This window comes from Spirochaetia bacterium (assembly GCA_022482625.1).
Taxonomy (GTDB): Bacteria; Spirochaetota; Spirochaetia; order Sphaerochaetales; family Sphaerochaetaceae; genus Pleomorphochaeta.
The window spans coordinates 3,324,622-3,345,745 of sequence record JAKVOU010000001.1; the positions used below are offsets into that span (position 1 = coordinate 3,324,622).

Below are 21,124 nucleotides of genomic sequence, written 5' to 3' on the forward strand. Positions count from 1 at the left end.
TGTGAATAAAAACAAAGCCAGCAGATCCGAATCCATGCAGGTCCAATTCCTGGGGGAGCGACAATCTCTGGTCTCTGATTCCAATATTATCACACGTGACGATATTGTCAACAAGTATGGGCTGACACAACAGAAAAATGACCTTCTTTTCCAAAAAGTACAGGAAAACGCTTCTCAGCTGTCGGAGGAACTGCGGAGTACCGAAGCATTGAAGGGCAAGGATGTGGCCGTAGACAAGTTGGTCAAGCATCTTGGCGATGAGGGCATGTCGCTTTCCAAGGACGATGTCGACATAGTGGACGGGATGCCGATCATCAAGGATGATCCGGGCAATGCCTATGGTCCTGATGACGTGAGAGACCTGAAGGCCGAAGTCTCCGATTCCATGGATGCCTATCCCCAACCACAGGTCCGGCAGTACTATACGGAAGAAAAGGGTTGGTCAGGAGAAGAGCCGGCTCCCATGGCGGTGAAAGACCAATGGGACAAATTCGGCTATGTGAGTTTCTTCGGAACAAGGATTGACTCTCCTGATGAGCTTGCCATGATGTATTCGATCTATCGCAACCCGAAGCTGGAATACTTCCATGTCATCATGGTCAAGGGTGACAGGGTAGTCAGGCAAGTTGCGATGTCGTCAGGTCTGTCAGCATCATCGATAGCTGTGCCGATAGGTGAGGGTTTTGGACCTGTCCGTGTGGCCATGATTGCATCCAATGCCGACGGCTACTATCTGCTGCACAACCATCCGGGTGGTGACATTACCCCTTCCCGAGCTGATATCAACGTAACAGGGCGGTATATACGCGAGCTCGAAGGATACAAGGCCTATGAACTGAAAGCAGACCATGCGAACGTGTGGTTTTTTATTGTACTTATACTTGGCCTGTTGACTGAAGCTGAGTTGGCAAGTACTATGCAGAGTAGACTTTGAAACTTGGATGGACAGATTGTTCCTGATGCATAAACAATGTCAATAGTGGACTTGATTTGTAACATTGCATTCACAAAGATGTATTGGAAAGTGAATGTATTTTCAGGAACATTTTGGTTTGCAAGTTTATTAGCGACTACAGCGGGCAAAAGGTTGCCATTACTTGTGGCAACAAACGATAAGGCTGAAGAAAACTATGATTGAAAGATATTTTGAATTTCAGGAACGGCATAAGAAGATTATCCTAGCTCTTATTATCTTGGTGACTGTTTTCTTTGCTTATCATGCTTCCCAGATCAAAATAGATGCCAATTACAGTGAACTCATTGATTCAGTCAAAGGTGATTTGCAATATGAGGGAGGAACAGGGACTTTCGATGCAACAAAGTTTTCTTTTCCGTCCAAAAAAGAAGTTGACCTTGATTCCATCATAAACACACCCATTCCTAAGGACTTTTCTGCAGAAGCCGAACATGTCTATCCCAAAAGGATAAAACAGGTCGGTGCTGATGAGCCGGTACATTCGAACCTTGTCGTGCTTGTTGATTCTCCGAATCTGTTGACTCCCGTATTCCTGACCACCTTGCAGATTGTCATGGAAAACATGCAGAATCAAACTGATGTCATTTCCATCAGTTCCTTGTTCTCGATGTATACGGTCCAGAAGAAGGGTAGCCGATTGGTCATTGTTCCGCTTTCTCCTCATAAAGGGGACCAACCTTGGACAGATGCAGAGGCTTTGGAATTCAGGAAACGGCTTGCTGCTGATGGAATCGTCAAGGAAAACTTGATCAGCAATGATTTGGATGCCATCATGTTCTCTTTCAAGATTTCATCAATCGGAGATGCACGGTTGCAGGAATTGGTCCAGCAGCTCAAGCCTTTGCAGGATCTTGGAGCTACTATTTCGGTTACGGGGGGAACACCTATACAATTGGCTATGTTCAAATATCTGCAGCATGATTTGGGTGTGTTGCTTGCATTCTGTTTCCTCATGATCTTACTTGTCTACTACCTGTCATTCAAGGCAAAGAGAAGTATGCTTCTTCCTCTTTCCCTGTCAATCATAAGCATTATCTGGACTATAGGTACGATGCAATTGCTTGGGTATTCGATTACCTTGATGAATGTAATTACTCCTTGCATGGTAATGACGTTAGGCAGTTCATATGCAATCCATATGCTTAGTGAATATTATACTGAGGTATTGGGAGGCAAGGGGTGTGTTTCTGTTCCTTGCGTGGCATCCCGTATTTCGTCGACGATTGTTTTGGCGGCAGTAACGACGGTAATGGGGTTCCTGGCTTTGCTTATTTCAGATACGGATGAAATGAAACAGTTTGGCATTGCAGTTTCCCTTGGCATCGTTTATTGTGCCTTCCTTTCGTTGACATATCTTCCTATTTTGCTGTCTTCGATGAGAATTCCACCGCAAAGTCAGCAGGAATCTTATGAGAATGGTTTCTTTACAAGAATCATCAAGAAACTTGCTGTAGCCGTAGTTGAGAAGTGGTGGAAGCTTTGTCTTGTGTTGGTCCTGATTGTTGTTGGTTTTGGGCTGACCTATGCCAAAGTATCGGTCAATTCGAACTATATGTCTTATTTTCCATCCGATGATCCTGTGTACAAGAGTTCAAAAAGCCTTGCAATGAGAATCGGAGGCGATACCTCTCCCCAGATAATCAAATTGACGGCACCCAAAGGCAGTACCCGTTTTTTTGAAGATGCCAAGAATCTGAAGGAAGTTGAAAATTTCCAGAACCAGATTATGAAGAGTCCAGATGTCCGGCAAATACTGTCATTTCCTGGTTACGTATCCTATATCAACAAGGTGTATTCGGGACATGACGGGATTCCTGATAATCCTGCAATGATTAACTTTATCCTTCGTATGATTGAGTTGCTGGAAAAACAGCAAGGTGATACGGCCAGTGTAATCAGCAGCATTATCAGTGATGACGGAAATACCACGGAACTTTTTGTCAGGAATTTTGATTCACAAGCAAAGGATCTGACGACGATAGCCAGCAGTACAAGGTTGAAGCATGTCATTGAAGCCTGTCTGCCTTTGTTGCCTGCAGGGACTTCAGTTACGGTCTCAGGTGCAAACGTAAGTGCTATGTTGTTCAGCAATCAACTGATGCATGACCAGTTCCTTTCTTCCCTGCTTGCTTACCTTTTGGTATTCCTTGTCGCCAGTCTGGCATTCAGGTCCTTCAAGATGGGATTGTATCCACTTGTGCCGGTCGGCATAGCCATAATGATGAATTTTATTTTTATGTATATTCTAGGCATCCCTTTTGATATGGTAACCATTTGCTTTGCGAATGTAGCCATAGGAGCCGGTGTGGATGATTCCATACATTTCTTGATTCACTATAAGGAGAACAAGCATCTGTTTCCCAGTTATTCTGAAAAGCAGACGATCAGATATACTATCGAAACCACAGGCAGGCCTATTGCACTTACGACTTTGTCCATTGTCGCCGGTATGCTGATGTTGGTCTTTGGGAAATATGTGCCGATACGTTACTTTGGGATTCTGATGAGTATTGCTTTGTTCAATTCAATGCTGGCGACGTTGTTGATTCTTCCTTCGGTCTTGATTTTCATTGATTTTTTGAAAAAAAAGGCCCAGAGGACAATTGGATGAAAGTGCTGATTACGACTGATATGTATTTCCCAGAAGAAACCGGTGTTGCTGAGGTTATCAGGACACAGGCTCGAGGACTGAGAAAACTGGGACATGATGCAAGGATACTTACTATATCTGAGTGTAAGAAATCTTTTTATGATACTTCTGGCAATGTGTATCGTCTCAGAGCTGCAAAATTGAAACCCTACAAGGATTCTTGGCTTTCCATTAATTATATTGATTCGCTGATACGTGATATCATCGAATGGAAACCTGATATCATACATTCACAGTGTGAATTCTTCACTATGAATTTTGCCAAGAAGATAGCTGCTGAAACAGGGTGCAAGATCATCCATACCTGTCATACCGATTTCCCTGCTTATGCTGATTATTTCATACGGAATAGGAAAATTTGGAAGACCATAGTACCTAATGTTATCCGTTACCAGCTAAAAACCGTTGAGCTTGTCATTACGCCTTCTGAAAAGAATGCCCAGATGCTTAAGAATTTTGAAATTGACAAACCAATAAAGATATTGCCCAGCGGCATTGATTTGGAAAAATTCAGGCAACGGTTATCCATTGATGAAAAGAAGCAATTGCTGAAAAAATATGGATTGTCCCCGGATGATTTTATTCTTGTCTCCATCTGCAGGCTTACAAAGGAAAAGAATGTCCAGGGAACCATCACTGACTTTTCGCATATTGATATTCCAGGTTGCAAATTGCTTGTTGTCGGTGATGGAGATTACAAAGTACGTCTTGGACAGCAGGTACAGGAACTCGGTTTGTCCGATTCTGTACGTTTTGTTGGTGCGGTGCCATCTGCTGAAGTATGGAAATACTATCAGTTAGGTTCTCTTTTTGTCAGCTCTTCGCAATCAGAAACACAGGGGCTGACGTATTATGAAGCCTGTGCTTCTGGTGTACCTATTATATGCAAACGTGACAAATGCCTTGAAGTGTTGCTTGAAGAAGGCCAGAACGGCTACTACTTTGATGACTGGAAAAGCTTTGTGCGTGTAGTAGAAGAGTGCCTTGATGATTCTCAGCACTTGGCAATGATGCAACAGATGGCTGTTGCATCAGCGGAGAAATTCAGTGAGGAAAACTTCGTCAAGAAATTACTTGCTATTTACCGTGAATATATTCGCGATGGAGCTTCTTGAGACTTTATTTCTTGGTTTTTTTCTTTTTGTAGAAAAATTGTTTCCTCAATCAATTCCCTGCAGAATGCTTCTGTGTCAAATTGAAGTGGCAGATGTTGCAGATTGTTTGCCATTACCTGTTGCTGGCTGTTGTTTTCGCTGTAGGCTTTGAGAGTTTCAACTTGTTTCTTGACGTTGTTTTCTACCCAGCCTACATGATGTTTTGCAAAGAAATCTTTTGTGGAAAGAGCAGCATATAACAGTTCCGAAATCATGAACGGACGCTTGAGGTAAAGCGATTCCATCAAAGAGTTTGCACCGGCTTTCCCTACTTGGACATCACAGGCACAGATGTATTCTCCCATGTTGTGCACGAAACCAGGACGACTCAGATGAAAATTCGGATGATGCTTGACAAACGTGTTGTATTTTGCTGATGTGGTTATGCTGAGTTTACCCAATACGACAATTTGCCAGTCTAGCCCAAGCTTGCATACTTCCTGTACAAATGAAGTATCCCCGATTCCTTCGCCACCCAGATTGAGCAGAATGGTAAATTTATCCGGTTCCAATCCTAATTTCATTCTTGCCTGCATACTTGTCCATAGGAGTGAACTTCTGCAAATCTGCTTTGAGTGGGAATGGACATACACGTACCTGTAAAGGAAGCTGGCCATTTCTGATACAGTTTTCTCTTCCAAGGATTGTAGGTACATAAAGTATGTCAATATTCCTGTTTGTACCGGAAATCGGATTATTGAAGGCATCTGCGGCATAGATGTATACAGGGACAGGCAGATGATATTTTTTTACCAAAGTCGGAAGTACTACACCTCCCAGGAAAATTGGTACAAAGAAGAAAATCAGGTTTTTCTTTTCTATACCAAGCAAGAAAAGAGACACCCATGCCATGATGGAGCCTTACAACCAACGTCATAAGGACTTCACTTATCTTCGTATCCCAAAAACTATGTTGTATATACTCAAAACGTGGATGATGGAGCTGGAAGCGCCAGCTTTTCTTACAGTACCAATTCCAGAAGGGAGAATTGCAGGTTACCAATAGATTCAGGACTTCTGCTTCGTTTCCCATTTCCTTGAATGTATCTGCAAGTGCTGTTGCCGGTGTGTAATGACCCATTCCTGCATCTACATAAAAAAAAGCACCTTTCACGATAGCTCCTACTGTTCAATTTACAATTATCGAGACTTCAGCATACACCTGGCAACTTCTCAAGTCGTTCTGTATCATATGCCTTCCAGGCTACCTTAACCTCGGTCTGAACAATCCTATAAGATGTGCCATATAATTGCAATGGTATTTTGTCATTACGGTTTTATAAAGCAAATAATTCCTTGTGGATTATAAAATATCCCTATGACCTGACATTGCAATGATACAACGTATAAACCATAGCATAATAACACCGTCTTGGTAAAAACGTTACTCCCAAGGATGAAGATTCATGAAAACCACATATAGAAAAAACGTAGATGATAAATCTGCAAATTGTACACAACTATTAGTGAATTCCCTCTAGAATAATTTGAGCAAATTATGTAATGCTATGAGCTATGGCCAAGCATGAAACCAAGCATGAAAGACGAAACATTGCAAAGAAGTCGTTGATTTATTCAATAGGTACATTGGTCTCAATTTCCGTTACTATGATATTGATTCCATTATATTCCCGTTGTCTCTCTCCTGCTGATTATGGTAACTATGAACTGTCGATGACCTTGATGATCCTTTTGACTACTGTGGGTTTTCTAAACATACATACGGTAATGCTGAGGTTTATGTATGGCGTGGAATACGAGGATGAAGAATCTAAGAAAAGTGCCATATACAGCGGTGCTTTGATTCAGGCTTTCTGCCTTGGGTTTTTATTCCTGACCGTTTTTGTTACTGAAAGAATAACTACGTTTCCATATCCTAAAGCCGGCTTGTTTTATGGTATTGCTTTTACCTTGAGTGCTTTCTTCCTTAATTGTACAAGAGGCATGGACAAAGAACGGGAGTATACGATTGGCTTCTCAATTTTCCATATTACCAATCTTGTCTGTTCTCTTGTCCTGTTGGTTTGGAAGGGCTTGGGAGCATATGCAATTTTCATTTCTGCTGGGATTGCCTATCTGGTTCAGGTAATCTATCTTGAAAGCAGAATACATATCATCCCGAAATTCCGGTTCAGGTATATCAAGTTTGTGTTGATGGTTAGAATGCTGAAATTTGCCTTCCCTTTGGCTTTTGCAGCCATTGGAACCTGGGTTATGAAATACTACTCAAGTATTATCATCGTCAAGATCCTTGGTTCAAAAGAAAATGGCATGTATACCATGGCTCTGAATTTTGCCCGTGCAATACCTACGATTGCAAATGGTCTGCTGGTAGCATGGCAGGAAATTGCTTTCTCCACGCGAGGAGAAGCAAGCAACAGGCGTGCTTTTTTCCAGGGCACGCTTGAACAAGGTACTGATAACTTTTGCCTGTACCCTTATGCTTTTCATTCCTGCCATCCATCTGGTGATTCCTTATTACCTTGATTCTGCTTATTCAGGAATCATGCCGTTGATTACTGTCTGTACGGTTGCCTTCCTGTTTGACTGTTTCAGCACGATTTTGGAAGGTGTCTTCGGCAATTCGATAAACAGCATGCCCATATTGATTTCTACTGTAGTAGGTACTGTGACGGTTCTCTGTATCATCGTGCCTTTGGTGACACGGTTCGGGACAGTAGGTGCAGCTGTTACTACGGCAATTGGCTTTTTTCCTTGTTGCCTCAATCAAGCTGATTTGGCTTTCCATAGAAAATCACTTCAGGATGAACGTAAAAAGGATCTTATTCTATTTGCTATCGGCCGGTATAGTTTCCTATTATGCAACCATTGGTTCTGTATCAGTTGATGTATTCCTTCTGCTGGCAGCTCTGGTTCTGAGTTATCCATACTTCCGGCCGATGATCAAATACAAGAAAACTAAAAAACAAGAATAAAACTACTGCACATTTTGTTCTTTCCACCAAACAGTATGTTTTGTATGTGTTGTTGTTCTTTTGTTTTCTGGCGGTAATTTCATGTAATCCCCGTACCATCCTTTTAGTATTTCATCATAACCTCGAGGGATAGGCATTTGTGTATCTTCAAAGGCCATATCTATGGGCTTTCCTAAAAGTTTTTTTCCCATTGGAAGATTACCAAGTGAACCAGATAATATACCTACTCTTTCTGCGGTGTCGTAGCTTCCTGTTTTTCTTGCTGTTTTAACCATTCTACCCATTAAATATGGAGTTGAAGCCCAAAATGAAATAATGTTGAGCCCTGTTATTGCTAATTTTTCTTTGAAAGTATCGTTTTGCTTATAAGTAAGTTCATGAGCCCAACTAAAAAACCGCCTAGCTTTATCTACTTCTTTGGTTAGGCACCCTTTAGGACAAGCGTCAATTGGGTAAACATCGATATATACACCAAGAAGACAATTGCAGCGAAAATGCTCATCTAGCACCGTTCTGTTATCCATAATTTTTCCAAACGGAAGATAATAGTTTTTGTTGTTCTCAAAACAAATGAATGAGTATTTTCCAGTTGGATCAACATAGTTTTCAATAAGATAATCATAATCAGGCCTAGGCATTATGACATCAATATCATCATCCCAAGGAATAAACCCTTTATGTCTGACTGCGCCTAATAATGTTCCATAAGCTAAGTAAAAGGTAAGATTATGTTCATTGCAATATTTTTTGAAATGCTTGAGGATATCCAATTCAATTTCTTTCATCTTATCAGTTGATATATATTTTTTTCCCACTATAAACTCCGAAATGCTAACATTTTTCTAACATAATCGATGAGAATTGGAAAAAAATCAACTGAACAGCTTAAAATTTTGCTTGGTCATTAGGCCTTTTTTAATTTGCCTGAAAGAATATTTGGTCATGGCTATTTTGCAATTCTAAAATTTACAGTTTCCGTGATTTTAACGATTGATTACTTTTGCTATATTTCTTGGTGATGCTTATTTTGTTATCATCTTTCTTTTGTAAGCCTAAAAGGGGGAACAGTAACCAACTGTGTATTAGAATCCATGCTAACTATAAGTTTTCCCCCGATTTTGACTTTCTTTATGTTTATTTATTATTTCTTTGTATTCTATAATAAACTATCATTCTTTTTATTGCTTCTTGTAAACTTACTTTTGGAACCCACCCGAGTTCACGTAATTTGTCGCTTTTAAGTTGAATCTTCATCGTCGGATTATACCCTAGTTTTTCTGCAGATTCAGAAAGGTCAAAAATCCTTTTGCAAAATTTGTTTTCACTTAAATCCACAATTTCCTGTGCCACATCAGCAATAGAGCAAGTTGTTGCCTCATTTGCAAGGTTATAGATTTCTCCTGGCTGTCCCTTGCATAAAATAAGCAATAGCCCTTCAATTACGTCGGTTATATAGCAGTAATCTCGAAGAGAATCACCTTTTGTTTTCAATACTATTGACTGTCCTTGTACTGCAGCACGTATAAACTGGGCGAAAACGCGTTGGTCAGAGTCATCAAAGCCTGAACCTATTATTTGCCCTAGACGGACAATAACAGCAGGAACCTTATATTCTGAATAAAAAGCCAAAGAAAGACATTCTGCCATACGCTTGCTTTCGGAATAAGAACTACGTATTTTTGTCCAATCAAGATATCCAGCGTCTTGTTCTGTTACTGCGATTTTGTTTGGAATTCCATATACTTCAAGAGAGGAAAGAAATACTATCTTTTTTACAGACTTCTTTCTAGCAAAATCTAAAACATTTTTTGTTCCCTGAAGAGTTGTCCCAATAGTTTCGACAGGAGAATTAACAAAGAACTTAGAGGATGTTGAACTAGCCCCATGTACAATATACTCTACATTTCCCTCATAGGTAATAGGTGAAGTTATGTCACCAACACAGAAAACTAAATGTTTATCATTAAGGAAATCTGAAAACTGTTTCTTTGCTTTTTCACTATTCCTGCAATGTGCAATTATGGTAATGTCTGTCTTGTTTTGTATATTTGATGTCAAGACTGTTCTGATAAACATACTTCCAATTAACCCGGTAGATCCACTGACAAATATTGAAGAACCGTTAAAGGGCTGCAAAATGTTTGTATTTTGAATTATTTCTTCAATATCATGTTTGACTTGCATATTATTCATAATCATATACCAAATATCTGTTGATTTTCTCGCACATCGTACAAGGCTCGAAAAACATAAAAATCAGACGGTGTTGTAATTTTAATGTTATCATAATTTCCAAAAACAACATATAAGGGGTATCCATAGTTTTTCATCAATGAAGCAGAGTCAATCATTTCTCCATGACCTTCTTTTCGAGCTTGTTCATGGGTAGCAAGCAATTCACCTAGGAAGAAACACTGTGGAGCCTGTGCCAAGCAACATTTACTTCGATCTGTTATTGAATCTACTTTTTCTCCATCCAATTGGATAAAGGTTTCAACCGCGGGAACAACGGTTATAGCTGAATGATGTTCTTGTGTACAAGAAATACATTTGGAAATCAATTCAGCATCAACAAAGGGACGAACTCCATCATGCACTAGGACTATAGTATCTTTTTCAACATGTTTGCTAAGTTCAAGAAGTCCTTTATAAATAGATTCTTGTCCTGTCGATCCCCCTGGCACAATCCATTTGACTTTGTCGAGTTTATATTTCACAAGCAACTCTTTAAAATAGGGAATCCAATTTTCTTTGCATACCACGATTATGTTATCTATCTCCGGATGCTTCTGAAAGTTTTCTATGGTATAAACAAGTATTTCCTTGCCATATAATTGAAGAAACTGTTTTGGCTTAGATTTTGTATTCATTCGCCTACCAGATCCACCAGCAAAAATGAGCGCACTATTCATAGCTACCTCCTGTTTAAAACGAGAATTGAAAACACGCATATATTAATGAAGTTGTTATTTATTCGTTAATACATGTTTGTTATTTTTTTAGATGTTTAATTTGCCTCAGATGCTGATACCGAGGAATTGCTTGACCAACAGACCGATGACGAAAGATATTGCTGCGACTCCCAGGCTGATACCTGCCATTTCCAAGAAACGGGATCTGAAGGGTAGGTCCTTTGCAACGGCAATGTAGAAACTGAAACAGAAAATGACCAGTACTACGATGACCAGCATTGTTACGAGAGCCCCGATATAATGAGCTGGAGAAAAAAGCAAATAAGGCAAGATAAGCAATGTGACCGTAATCAGATAGGTGAGGCCTGTATAGAAGGCACTTTTTTTTGCTTCCCTTCCTCCTGAAGTCTTAGCAGAAAGAAATTCACTGGAAGCCATTGAAAGTGTAGCTGCAATACCTGTAATCAGACCAGACAAAGCTATCAACCGTGTATTTGCCAAGGCAAAGGTAAGCCCTGCCAATGTTCCTGAGATTTCAACGATTGCGTCTGACAGCCCGAGTACCATGGAACCTACATAGTGAAGCTTTTCTTCATCGAGCATCTTGAGAAGGGCATTCTCATGGCTGTTTTCGTCCGCAATGATCTGTTTTGCTTCAGGGATTTCATCAATGACCTTGGTATAGTAATTGTCTGCTTTGCCTTCGCCGTTTTCCATCATCTTGAGCACAAAGGTCAGACCCAATAGCCTGGCGAGGAAGATAACCCGCCGTACCTTTGCCATATCCGGTTTCTGTTCCTTGCCGGTATACTGTTTCCAAATACTTGCGTGGTGTCCTTCTTCATTGGAAACTTGCTGCAGAATTTCTTTGTTGTGCTTGTCCTTGCATTTTTTTGCCAAGCGGGAGTAGATCAATTGTTCTGTCAGTTCACTTTTCTGGAACCGCAGTAAAAAAGCATATGTTTTTTTTGACAATCCATTTTTTTCGTTCATTTTCATTACCTACCTGGTCCGTAGTATGTGCCGGATGAAAGAAATTATCAACTGTTTTGATTAAGGATTCCGGTTGACGAAAAGAGTTGCCTTGCATACTATTTATAGAAACAATGTTGCCTTGAAAAGCAGGCACGGGGAGTATGCCATGGAAAAATGTTATGAAGATCTGATAACTATATTTGCAACTACGACTGATCGTGAGAAGATGAAAAAGCTTTTTGAGGAAATGTTTACTCCCAATGAAGAGAAGGACTTTATACTTCGGTGGGAACTGATGAATGAGCTATATCAAGGCATTCCCCAACGGGAAATTGCTGCACGGCATAAGATAAGCCTTTGCAAGATTACCCGCGGGTCGAAAATTCTTAAGGAGAAGAAGTCCTATGTAAGAAGTCTGCTAAGTGCACGTTATGATGACCATCTCCATCTTTAGGAATATCTTGCCTTTGTCTGATAATTCTTTGGATACTGTTTGTCAGGTGTGGAGTTCCTGAAAAACATCTAAGCCCAATATTATCTGTAATCTGAAAAAAAGATGCCCGCCGGTTTTTCTTGCCAGCGGGTATCTATTCTTATATATGGGGATTGAATGCAATCGGAAGCGATTTAATATCGCTTACCCTTGTGACCTTTTTTATCACTCGGTCCGAATTTGCTTTTCTTTGATGACCGTCTTTCATCTTCCCAAGAGAAAGAGTGCCGATCCCTGCGGTCTCTGTCCTTATGGAAACTGTTGCTACGTTTTTTATTCTCGCCACGATCCCTGTGACCATACATGTGCTTGCCATTGGGGTTGTCCGGCCTTGCTTTTGTAACAATGGGACGGTCATCAGGTGCATTTTCATTCAACGTCGTGATAATCCTTTCAGCTACAGCCAGTGGAGCAGTAACAAATGAGAATTCATCACGGACCGCTACATTTTGGATATCTGCATCTGCAGCGTCTGTTCTTTCGATCAGATAATCAATCAGGTCGCGTTTCTCAAGGCCATCCTTACGTCCTCGGGCAATGAACAATCTGACGGTACCATTGTCATCGTCCTCATATGAATCCCGTCTCGAAGAATTGCTGTTCCGCCTGTTTTCGTTACGGCCTTCATTTCTTTCCCTATTCTTAGCTGACAGCTTGATGTCCTTATAACGTGTGACATCAAGTTCATCCTTGTAGAAATGGGATAGGATGCTGGACAATACATGGTCTGCTTCCCTGTCTTTCAGAAGCTCCTGCGCAAGAGGCAGGAACTGGGAACAGTCTTCCCCTGATTCCATTTGTTGAACCAGGCTGTTATGAATTCTCTCTTTCTTGATTGAGACTACATCTGAGGCAGCAGGGACTTCTTCCTTACGGATTTCTGCATTGGAAACTCTTTTGATGAACTTGAATTTCCTGAATTCCTGCGGGGTGATGAATGTAATTGCAGTGCCCATCTTTCCGGCCCTGCCTGTTCTGCCGACCCTGTGTATGTATGCTTCTGGGTCTTGTGGAATTGAATAGTTAATGACGTGTGTCAAATCATTGATATCAATACCACGTGCGGCAACATCAGTAGCAACGAGGATACTCAGTAGATGGTCTTTCATCCTACGAAGAATCTTTTCCCGTTGTGCCTGCGAAAGGTCTCCATGCAGTGCTTCAGCATCATAACCTCTTTCCTGCAATTTCCTGCCGATTTCATCGCATTGTACTTTTGTCCTGCAGAACACCAATCCATAGAAATCATCTTCCATATCAACGATTCTGCACAGTGCCTCAAGTTTGTCCGATTCCCTGACTTCAAAGTATATCTGGTCTGTAAGGCTGCTGGTCAGGTCCTTGTTCTCGACTCTGACAATTGTCGGGCTTTCCATGAACTTTCTGGCCAATTTGAGAATGGGATCAGGCATGGTTGCTGAAAAACACAGCATACGTTTCTTGTCGGGTGTCTGTGAGAGGATGTTTTCAATATCTTCAATGAATCCCATGTCCAGCATTTCATCAGCTTCATCAAGAACCGCAAACCTGAGGTGATCGAGTTTCAATGTACCTCTTTTGAGATGGTCCTGTATTCTGCCCGGTGTTCCTACGACAATCTGCACGCCCCTGCGCAACTTCTTGAGTTGGAGTTCCATTGAGGCTCCGCCATAAATAGCGGTGATATCCAAATGACGATCTCCCTTGAGAGATGTTATTTCGTCTGAGACCTGTATGGCCAGTTCCCTGGTCGGTGTGAGTATCAAAGCCTGTACGTCTTTGCAGTCCGGGTCGACGATTTCAAGAATCGGCAAGCCGAATGCGGCTGTTTTACCGGTACCTGTCTGTGCCTGTCCAATGACGTCTACCTGATCTTTCAGCAACAGGGGAATACACTGTTCCTGGATCTTGGTCGGTTCCTCAAACCCTTTCTTTTCCAGGGCTTGCAAGGTCTTTTCGCTAAGACCCAATTGTGAAAATTTCAATAAATCTGACATATTACTCCTAGTATGAGTGGCGTATCAAGCCATTTTTTTGGCAGAACCATAGCGAGGAAGTATGCTGTGCGCATATTTCCTATGTGCAAAATGGAAAGATACATTTGGATTTTGTTTTTTTCATCCGCCAGCTCGTGCAACCACTCATTGCTCAGGGGCAATATCATCGAACATTTGGATGTTCTCACTCAAATCTTCCCTAGCATACTGAATACCGACAAGCGTTGCAAGGTGAAAGTAGTCTATTTTGAAAAATAATCACAAATGATAAAGGCTTGTCGTTTGGTGAAAAATTAGGATTGTTTGTTTATATCCATTGATTTGGAAGAATTCATTGATTTGGTTAGCTTTAGATAACAAAATGGTTGACAAACAGCACGCTACTTATATATCATAGGCGTTAGTTAGCATTTGCTAACAATTAAAACCAAGCTTGCATGCGAAAAATGACAGGATTTTGAAGACATGACAACTTGGGGAGAGAGTGTGGGAGTATATATGAAATCTGTGGAAATGATGCCTGAAGGTTCTGTATGCCATGTAAAGGCTTTGCAGGGGTGTCCCCGGTTTCTCGGAAGGATTACGGCAATCGGGATAACCGTAGGGAGTCAGCTTACGGTAATCAAGAACAATAGGCATCAACCGATGCTTGTCTATGGAAAAGATACGTTGATTGCTGTCAACAGAAAAGACTGCGGTGGCATCTTCATTGAGGCTGTACAGTGATGGAATGTACGATTGCACTGCTCAGCCAACCGAATGCTGGCAAGTCTACCCTTTTCAATGGCTTGACGGGAGCACGGCAACATGTCGGAAATTGGCCGGGAAAAACAGTGGAAAAAAAGGAAGGGGAATTTCTTTTTGAAGGCAGACATATTCGCATTATGGATTTACCAGGAAGCTATAGCCTATCGGCAAATTCTGATGAGGAAATGATTACCAGGGATTTCATTGCAAGTAAGGAAGCCGATATCGTATGTTTGTTGTGTGATGCATCTCAGTTGGAACGGAGCCTGTTCATGCTGGCTGATTTCTGCGGTATGGACAAACCGGTTATGCTTGTGCTGAATATGATGGATGTGGCTTTGTCAAAGGAAATCCGAATTAATGTTGACGGTCTTGCCGAAAGATTGGGTATTCCTGTGGCACGTATGTCTGCTACAGACAAAAAGACCTACAAGGCCTTTTATGATAAGTTAGGCGGCGCACTTCATGCTCCTTGCACGCTATCAAGTAAAAATCTTGACACGATCTATGAGGAGATTCTGGGACCTCCCTATGCTGTTGTTCGGAACATGCTTCCTGACTCCGGTTTGGATGGCTATGGACCTATCTGGATTGCTGCAAAACTGGTTGAAGGAGATGTACCTGCGTGGAAGTTGGCTGAAAAGTTGTTGTCAAAGAAACAGTTGGAACAAGTTGCACACTTGCTTGAAGGTATTTCCGATGGAAAAGTGCTCGCATCTTCTGCCAAGTTTCGATGGATTGATACTATCATTGCTGACTGTGTGACTAGGGAAAACAGTCAGCCGATTCCGAAATTAAGTCGGTTTGACAGGATTATTACTGATGCATTTTGGGGAAAATCTCTTTCCATTGTCATTATTCTGGTAGGACTGCTTGTTTCGTTTGTACCTGCTTATCCGTTTATGATGTTGGGAATGGCAATTCCTACTTCTGTCAGTCCTGTGGTTGCTTCTTATCTTGCTTCCATAGGAGTTGCAAGGATTCTTGTAGAAATCATTGCAGAAGTGTTGCTTGCTTCTTTTGGATTTTGTCTGGCAATGGTCGGGTTTGTTTTGGGAGTCAGCTTCGTTTTCGGGCTTATGGAAGAAACGGGACTGATGGCTCGCATATCATATGTATTTGACGATACGATGCATGGGATGGGGCTGCAAGGTAAGTCGTTGATGCCGATTCTGGTGAGTTTCGGTTGCAATATGGCCGGAACAGCGGCTGGCAGGGTCATTGACTCCTGGGGGCAGAAGACGTTGACTATTGCCATGGCATGGGCAATACCATGTGGTGCGTCGTGGAGCGTATTTGGACTTTTGGCGAGTACGTTCTTTGCCGGGGAAGCTCCTATTGTCATGGTTGCTTTTTTCTTGGTTCTGCTTTTTCAGATCAGATTGACTGCAAAAGTATTCAGTTCCCGGCTTGTTCCTGAAAATACCCAGCAGGGATTGATCATGGAATTGCCTCCTTATCATAGACCCCGCTGGCTTGATCTGCTGAAGTTTGTGTTTGCCAGGTTTTTCAAGGTCTTTAAGAAAGCTTTCAGTGTTGTGTTTTTTGTTTGCCTTTTTATTTGGGCTTTGAGTTATTCTGCAAGCGACAATCCCCAAGGATCATTGCTTGTCCGTTTCGGAACTGCGGTTGAGCCTGTAACTATGTTCTTTGGTCTACGGTGGCAGCTTTTCGTAGCTTGGATTTGTTCGGCTATGGGGAAAGAATCTGCGGTAGGGGTATTGGCTGCGCTGTTCTCCGTTTCTGATAATGGTATTTTTCTTTCTGAGGCTATGAAATATGCAGGAGGCACAGGACTGGGCGCTGCAATGGCTGCTGCAGTTACAAAGCCGGAGGCTCTTGCTTTCCTTTTTGCCTTCATGTTCAATATCCCTTGCTTTATGACAGTTATTTCTACCAATCAGGAAATTCACTCATGGAAATGGACGTTGAGGATTGCGTTGTTCTATATCGTATCGGCGTTGGTATATGCCTTTGTTGCATATCATGTAGGATTGCTTATCTGGAGGTGAAGTGCTGTTGTTGTGATGATTTTCCTTGAAACAAAAGGAAGGGTATCATAGCATTCTCTTTGAGAGAGGAGAATGAGAAATGAATGATTTTGGACAGACCGATGAAAACATAAGGAAAGCCGGTATGGATTTGTTTTTATCGTATGGTTTTCAGAAAACTAGTCTCAGGGAACTGTGTAAGGCAGCAGGAATTACCACCGGAGGATTTTACAGGCATTATGGTGATAAGGAGAGTCTGTTCCATGCGTTGGTGATTCCGGCTATAACTAAAATCGAGGCATTGGTACGAGAAGGGAAAGCTATGGGGAATAAGGCTATTTCGCAAGGGAAGTCAGAATTGATATGGACTATGGACGGCCTTTTGACCGAGCATTTCGTACAAGTGATCTATAGTGATTTCAATTGTTTCAAATTGTTGTTTACCTGTGCCCAGGGAACAAGATATGAAAATTATATCCATACCATAGCAGTTGAAGAGGCTGAGATTGCTGAAACTACCATGGAAAGACTCCGTGGCTTGGGACAGGATATCCGCACTGTGCGTTTGGATGAATTGCATGTGCTGGCACAGGCGGAACTTTCCGCTATGTTGGAAGTTGTAGTACATGAGTTTACGAGGGAAAAGGCAGTGAAATATATGAAGACCATTGAAAAATTTTATTCTGCTGGATGGAAGGCACTTTATACGGAGGCTTAGATACTTCCGTTTCTTTTATTTGATAACACTGTTAGCTAATACTGTTATCTAATCTGATATGCATATGTACGTATATGCGAGGAGGAGAAAATGGTCGAAGAAAAGACCACATATTATTGGATGGAACGGTGGGCACGTCCTTTCAGGGGGTACTACATCGCTTCTGTGGCAATGGCGCTTGTACAGGTTGCCTGCAGCTTGATGCCATACTTCATCATAGCTTCCGTCATCCGGTCTTTGGTTGCTGGGACTGGTAATTGGTCTTACTATGTGATTGAAGTTGGCATTGCCGTCCTTTTTACAGTTGTATCAATGCTTTCCTACACGGTAAGTACGACATTGTCACATAAGGCTACTTTTTCGGTCATAGGTGAGGTTCGGAAAAGACTATGTGACAAACTGACCAACTTACCGATGGGATATCTGCTGGATACTTCTTCAGGTGAACTGAAGAATAACATTGTTGAAAAAGTGGATTCGATAGAGCCGGTTTTGGCACATGCCGTGCCTGAAATGACTTCAAGCCTGCTGGTTCCTTTGGGTATCCTTGTCTATGAAATGGTCCTTGATTGGCGGATGGGATTGGTATCCTTGGTTACGTTGCCTGTCGGTCTGCTTGTCATGATGGGCATGATGAAGGGCTACGAGCAGAAATATGCTCATTATGTACAGGCGAACAAGGAACTCAATGCAACGGCTGTCGAATATATCAGGGGCATAAAGGTAATAAAAGCCTTTAACCAGCGGGCATCATCCTATGAAAAGTTTTCGAACAAGGCCAAGCTGGCGGCGGATTCTGCCATAGAGTGGATGCGTGATTGCCAGCTTTATTACTGCCTTGGCATTGCAATCGTGCCTGCTACCTTGATTGCCATCCTACCGGTAGGCTGCCTTTTTATACTGAATGGTACTCTGTCCAGCAGCATGTTTATCCTGTTCATTATCCTTTCTTTGGGGATCATGAAGCCTTTGCTCCATGCGGTATCCTTTACGGATGATTTTGCCAAGGTAAAGGTAGTCGTCCATGATATCGCAGACATACTCGGACGGGAGAACCTGCAGCGGCCGAGAATGGAGGCAAATATAGACTCTTATGATATTGCACTTGAACGTGTCAGCTTTGCCTATGGCAAGGAACCGGTACTCACTGACGTGGATCTGAAACTGCCGGCAGGATCAGTCACTGCCTTGGTAGGGCCATCCGGCAGCGGGAAGACAACCATTGCAAGGCTCATAGCTTCCCAATGGGATGCGAAGGAAGGAAACATAGCTGTCGGAGGTGTCAGGATGGAAAACATTCCGCTCAGCCAGCTCAATGATATGGTTGCTTTCGTCACACAGGACAATTTTCTGTTCAATGAAACGGTCATGGAGAATATCCGATGTGGCAGGAAGGATGCAACCGATGAGATGGTAATGGACATTGCAGTGAAAAGCAACTGTGACACATTCATAAGAAAACTTGAACATGGCTACCAAACCGTCTGCGGCAGTGGAGGCGGACATCTTTCAGGTGGAGAAAAACAACGCATCAGCATCGCCCGTGCCATGCTGAAGGATGCCCCGATCATTATTCTCGACGAAGCTACCAGCTATACGGATCCTGAAAGTGAAGCAGATATCCAGCAGGCTGTTTCCGGCCTTGTACAGGGAAAGACCTTGATTGTCATAGCTCATAGGCTTTCTACCATTATACATTCAGATAAGATTGCGGTGATCAATGAAGGAAGGGTAGAAGCAGAAGGAACCCATGAAGAACTGCTCGCACAGTGCAGGCTGTACAAGGATATGTGGGAAGCTCATGTCAGTTCACGAGAAACAGATATAAGAGGAGCGCAAGAAAATGTTTAGGACCCTACGTAAATATTATTCATTCTGTGCTACATATAGCAAGGAACTTCACAAAGGAACAATAAGCAGCTTGATATACTCATTTTGCTGGGGCCTGAAGTTCGGTGCAATTGCCGTGGTGCTTGCTGCTCTGTTTTCCGGGACAGTTTCTTATACTACCGTCTGGCTGTCGTTTGGACTGATGCTTGCGGATGTCATAATCGAGGCTATCAGCAAAGACAAGCAGGTGATGGCTGATTGTATCGCTGGATATCAGGTGGCAGCTAACAAACGTATGGAGATTGCAGACAGGATGAAAGCTATTTCCATGGGATACTTCAATGACCAGAAACTTGGGTACATCGTGTCTGTCACTACCAACAACTGTGAGACAGTACAGGAGGTCGGTACCCGAATTGCACAGACAGTGACCGACGGCCTGCTGATTACCGCTGTCATCTTGGTATTCATGCTCATCTGGAATTGGAAGATAGGATTGGTTGCAGTCTGCGGTTTCCTTGCCTTTTTCCTGGTGAATGCAAAGATACAGAAAGTTTCTGCATCCATTACTTCAAGGAAAGTCAAGGCCGATTTGGACATTACTGATGCCATATTGGAATTTGTCCAGGGGATTTCAGTGATACGGTCCTATAATCTTGTTGGAACTTCAAGTCGGAAAGTACAGTCAAGCATTGAAGAATGTACTGCCGTAAACTATAAGATGGAACGCAAGTTCATTCCATGGATAGGGTTGCAGAAGTTTGTCCTCAAATTTGCATCCTTTATGATTATCCTGATGTCAATCAAGGTGTATCTGTCAGGAGAAACAAGTCTTCTGCTCAGCACGATGTTCATCATAGCTGCTTTTGGTATCTTCCAGGATCTTGAACTTGCAGGCGGCATGGCTACCTTGTTGAGGCTGTTGGACAGGAATATTGATCGGATACAGGCCCTTCTGGAAGCTGACGGTATGTCGGAAGGTTCACGTACTTCTGCGCCTGTAAGACATGATATCAAGATTGAGGACGTGACATTCAGCTATGAAGCCAGACAGGTCATAGACCATGTCAGTTTTACTGTACCGCAAGGTACCACTACGGCTCTTATCGGTCCTTCCGGTTGTGGTAAAACCACTATATGCAATTTGATTGCCCGTTTTTGGGATGTGGATGGTGGTTCAATCAGCATCGGTGGCATAGATGTCAGACATTACTCATTGGATGAACTGATGGAACAGATCAGCATGGTATTCCAGGAAGTCTATCTGTTCAATGACACTATAGAGAACAATATCCGTTTCGGAAGTCCGCAGGCAACCCATGAAATGGTTATAGAGGCGGCACGGGCTGCCTGCTGTGATGAATTCATTTCCAAGTTGGAAAACGGCTATGACACGGTAGTCGGTGAAGGAGGTGCAACTATTTCAGGAGGAGAAAAACAAAGGATTTCCATAGCAAGGGCTATATTGAAAGATGCGCCCATTGTCATCCTTGATGAGGCAACTGCCAATGTCGATCCTGAAAACGAATCAAGGTTACAGCTTGCCATTGAGCGGTTGGCTAAGGACAAGACGCTGCTTATCATTGCCCATCGCATGAATACGGTACGTAATGCTGACCAGATCATTGCGCTCAAAGACGGAATGATAGTACAGCAAGGGACCCATGATCAACTGATGAAGATGGGTGGGCTTTATGCTGATTTCATTATGACCCGAGAAAAGAGTATTGGCTGGAAGCTTGCCTGATAGCTATGTCCATCCTGGC

General features: G+C 42.3%; 19 protein-coding genes. 12 read left to right on the forward strand and 7 right to left on the reverse strand.

From position 1 onward, the window contains the following. Position 1 precedes the first annotated feature (1 nt). From LKE40_15100 to LKE40_15115, 4 genes are read left to right on the forward strand one after another with little or no spacing between them, the layout of a single operon-like run. Entirely contained in the window at positions 2-934 is a 933-nt protein-coding gene (locus LKE40_15100) for a JAB domain-containing protein (protein MCH3918755.1), read from the forward strand. 36 nt (positions 935-970) lie between these two features. Further along, on the forward strand, positions 971-1,138 hold the full coding sequence (locus LKE40_15105; protein MCH3918756.1) for a hypothetical protein: 168 nt from the start codon (positions 971-973) through the stop codon (positions 1,136-1,138). Then, positions 1,131-3,587 carry an MMPL family transporter gene (locus LKE40_15110; GenBank protein ID MCH3918757.1) on the forward strand — a complete coding sequence of 819 codons (2,457 nt, stop codon included), beginning with the start codon at positions 1,131-1,133 and terminating at the stop codon, positions 3,585-3,587. The genes LKE40_15105 and LKE40_15110 overlap by 8 nt, the downstream gene beginning before the upstream one ends. Then, the gene (locus tag LKE40_15115) at positions 3,584-4,741 is read left to right on the forward strand and encodes a glycosyltransferase (GenBank protein ID MCH3918758.1); all 1,158 of its coding nucleotides are present in this window, start codon (positions 3,584-3,586) and stop codon (positions 4,739-4,741) included. The genes LKE40_15110 and LKE40_15115 overlap by 4 nt, the downstream gene beginning before the upstream one ends. On the opposite strand, the gene LKE40_15120 is transcribed toward LKE40_15115, so the two are convergent. Both LKE40_15120 and LKE40_15125 read right to left on the reverse strand, forming a co-directional pair. After that, complete coding sequence (locus LKE40_15120; protein MCH3918759.1) at positions 4,708-5,304, reverse strand: hypothetical protein; 597 nt, start codon at positions 5,302-5,304, stop codon at positions 4,708-4,710. The genes LKE40_15115 and LKE40_15120 overlap by 34 nt on opposite strands. Next, positions 5,279-5,632, reverse strand: a complete 354-nt coding sequence (locus LKE40_15125) for a hypothetical protein (GenBank protein MCH3918760.1) — start codon at positions 5,630-5,632, stop codon at positions 5,279-5,281. Before LKE40_15125 ends, LKE40_15120 begins: the two co-directional genes overlap by 26 nt. A gap of 663 nt (positions 5,633-6,295) precedes the next feature. Between LKE40_15125 and LKE40_15130 the strand changes: the two genes are divergently transcribed. Both LKE40_15130 and LKE40_15135 read left to right on the forward strand, forming a co-directional pair. Then, on the forward strand, positions 6,296-7,267 hold the full coding sequence (locus LKE40_15130; protein MCH3918761.1) for an oligosaccharide flippase family protein: 972 nt from the start codon (positions 6,296-6,298) through the stop codon (positions 7,265-7,267). Continuing rightward, positions 7,221-7,628 carry a hypothetical protein gene (locus LKE40_15135; protein ID MCH3918762.1) on the forward strand — a complete coding sequence of 136 codons (408 nt, stop codon included), beginning with the start codon at positions 7,221-7,223 and terminating at the stop codon, positions 7,626-7,628. Before LKE40_15130 ends, LKE40_15135 begins: the two co-directional genes overlap by 47 nt. A 90-nt stretch (positions 7,629-7,718) precedes the next feature. On the opposite strand, the gene LKE40_15140 is transcribed toward LKE40_15135, so the two are convergent. The 4 genes from LKE40_15140 to LKE40_15155 form a co-directional block, all read right to left on the reverse strand. Beyond that, positions 7,719-8,501: a LicD family protein gene (locus LKE40_15140; GenBank protein ID MCH3918763.1), complete on the reverse strand. Its 783-nt coding sequence runs from the start codon at positions 8,499-8,501 to the stop codon at positions 7,719-7,721. 349 nt (positions 8,502-8,850) lie between these two features. Next, positions 8,851-9,909: an NAD(P)-dependent oxidoreductase gene (locus LKE40_15145; protein MCH3918764.1), complete on the reverse strand. Its 1,059-nt coding sequence runs from the start codon at positions 9,907-9,909 to the stop codon at positions 8,851-8,853. Between the two features lie 2 nt (positions 9,910-9,911). After that, positions 9,912-10,628: a 2-C-methyl-D-erythritol 4-phosphate cytidylyltransferase gene (gene ispD / locus LKE40_15150; protein MCH3918765.1), complete on the reverse strand. Its 717-nt coding sequence runs from the start codon at positions 10,626-10,628 to the stop codon at positions 9,912-9,914. Positions 10,629-10,733: 105 nt separating this feature from the next. After that, positions 10,734-11,621 carry a VIT1/CCC1 transporter family protein gene (locus LKE40_15155; GenBank protein MCH3918766.1) on the reverse strand — a complete coding sequence of 296 codons (888 nt, stop codon included), beginning with the start codon at positions 11,619-11,621 and terminating at the stop codon, positions 10,734-10,736. A 148-nt stretch (positions 11,622-11,769) separates the two neighbouring features. On the opposite strand from LKE40_15155, the gene LKE40_15160 reads away from it, so the two are divergent. Continuing rightward, a complete protein-coding gene (locus LKE40_15160) occupies positions 11,770-12,057 on the forward strand; it encodes a trp operon repressor (GenBank protein MCH3918767.1) in 288 nt (95 codons plus the stop codon). Between the two features lie 173 nt (positions 12,058-12,230). Here the strand turns inward: LKE40_15160 and LKE40_15165 are convergent, their stop codons facing one another. After that, a complete protein-coding gene (locus tag LKE40_15165) occupies positions 12,231-14,072 on the reverse strand; it encodes a DEAD/DEAH box helicase (protein MCH3918768.1) in 1,842 nt (613 codons plus the stop codon). Between the two features lie 498 nt (positions 14,073-14,570). Between LKE40_15165 and LKE40_15170 the strand changes: the two genes are divergently transcribed. From LKE40_15170 to LKE40_15190, 5 genes are all read left to right on the forward strand, one after another. Then, the gene (locus LKE40_15170; protein MCH3918769.1) at positions 14,571-14,798 is read left to right on the forward strand and encodes a ferrous iron transport protein A; all 228 of its coding nucleotides are present in this window, start codon (positions 14,571-14,573) and stop codon (positions 14,796-14,798) included. After that, on the forward strand, positions 14,798-16,831 hold the full coding sequence (feoB, locus tag LKE40_15175) for a ferrous iron transport protein B (GenBank protein MCH3918770.1): 2,034 nt from the start codon (positions 14,798-14,800) through the stop codon (positions 16,829-16,831). Before LKE40_15170 ends, feoB begins: the two co-directional genes overlap by 1 nt. Positions 16,832-16,910: 79 nt before the next feature. Further along, entirely contained in the window at positions 16,911-17,528 is a 618-nt protein-coding gene (locus LKE40_15180) for a TetR/AcrR family transcriptional regulator (protein ID MCH3918771.1), read from the forward strand. A 90-nt stretch (positions 17,529-17,618) separates the two neighbouring features. Next, positions 17,619-19,379 carry an ABC transporter ATP-binding protein/permease gene (locus LKE40_15185; protein ID MCH3918772.1) on the forward strand — a complete coding sequence of 587 codons (1,761 nt, stop codon included), beginning with the start codon at positions 17,619-17,621 and terminating at the stop codon, positions 19,377-19,379. Then, positions 19,372-21,105 carry an ABC transporter ATP-binding protein/permease gene (locus LKE40_15190; protein ID MCH3918773.1) on the forward strand — a complete coding sequence of 578 codons (1,734 nt, stop codon included), beginning with the start codon at positions 19,372-19,374 and terminating at the stop codon, positions 21,103-21,105. Before LKE40_15185 ends, LKE40_15190 begins: the two co-directional genes overlap by 8 nt. Positions 21,106-21,124: the final 19 nt, after the last annotated feature.

Coding starts and splice junctions, on each gene's coding strand:
- LKE40_15105 (MCH3918756.1), top strand. CDS start 971: ATGTCAATAGTGGACTTGATTTGTAACATTGCATTCACAAAGATGTAT.
- LKE40_15110 (MCH3918757.1), top strand. CDS start 1,131: ATGATTGAAAGATATTTTGAATTTCAGGAACGGCATAAGAAGATTATC.
- LKE40_15115 (MCH3918758.1), top strand. CDS start 3,584: ATGAAAGTGCTGATTACGACTGATATGTATTTCCCAGAAGAAACCGGT.
- LKE40_15120 (MCH3918759.1), bottom strand. CDS start 5,304: ATGAAATTAGGATTGGAACCGGATAAATTTACCATTCTGCTCAATCTG.
- LKE40_15125 (MCH3918760.1), bottom strand. CDS start 5,632: ATGGCATGGGTGTCTCTTTTCTTGCTTGGTATAGAAAAGAAAAACCTG.
- LKE40_15130 (MCH3918761.1), top strand. CDS start 6,296: ATGGCCAAGCATGAAACCAAGCATGAAAGACGAAACATTGCAAAGAAG.
- LKE40_15135 (MCH3918762.1), top strand. CDS start 7,221: ATGCTTTTCATTCCTGCCATCCATCTGGTGATTCCTTATTACCTTGAT.
- LKE40_15140 (MCH3918763.1), bottom strand. CDS start 8,501: ATGAAAGAAATTGAATTGGATATCCTCAAGCATTTCAAAAAATATTGC.
- LKE40_15145 (MCH3918764.1), bottom strand. CDS start 9,909: ATGAATAATATGCAAGTCAAACATGATATTGAAGAAATAATTCAAAAT.
- ispD (MCH3918765.1), bottom strand. CDS start 10,628: ATGAATAGTGCGCTCATTTTTGCTGGTGGATCTGGTAGGCGAATGAAT.
- LKE40_15155 (MCH3918766.1), bottom strand. CDS start 11,621: ATGAACGAAAAAAATGGATTGTCAAAAAAAACATATGCTTTTTTACTG.
- LKE40_15160 (MCH3918767.1), top strand. CDS start 11,770: ATGGAAAAATGTTATGAAGATCTGATAACTATATTTGCAACTACGACT.
- LKE40_15165 (MCH3918768.1), bottom strand. CDS start 14,072: ATGTCAGATTTATTGAAATTTTCACAATTGGGTCTTAGCGAAAAGACC.
- LKE40_15170 (MCH3918769.1), top strand. CDS start 14,571: ATGAAATCTGTGGAAATGATGCCTGAAGGTTCTGTATGCCATGTAAAG.
- feoB (MCH3918770.1), top strand. CDS start 14,798: ATGGAATGTACGATTGCACTGCTCAGCCAACCGAATGCTGGCAAGTCT.
- LKE40_15180 (MCH3918771.1), top strand. CDS start 16,911: ATGAATGATTTTGGACAGACCGATGAAAACATAAGGAAAGCCGGTATG.
- LKE40_15185 (MCH3918772.1), top strand. CDS start 17,619: ATGGTCGAAGAAAAGACCACATATTATTGGATGGAACGGTGGGCACGT.
- LKE40_15190 (MCH3918773.1), top strand. CDS start 19,372: ATGTTTAGGACCCTACGTAAATATTATTCATTCTGTGCTACATATAGC.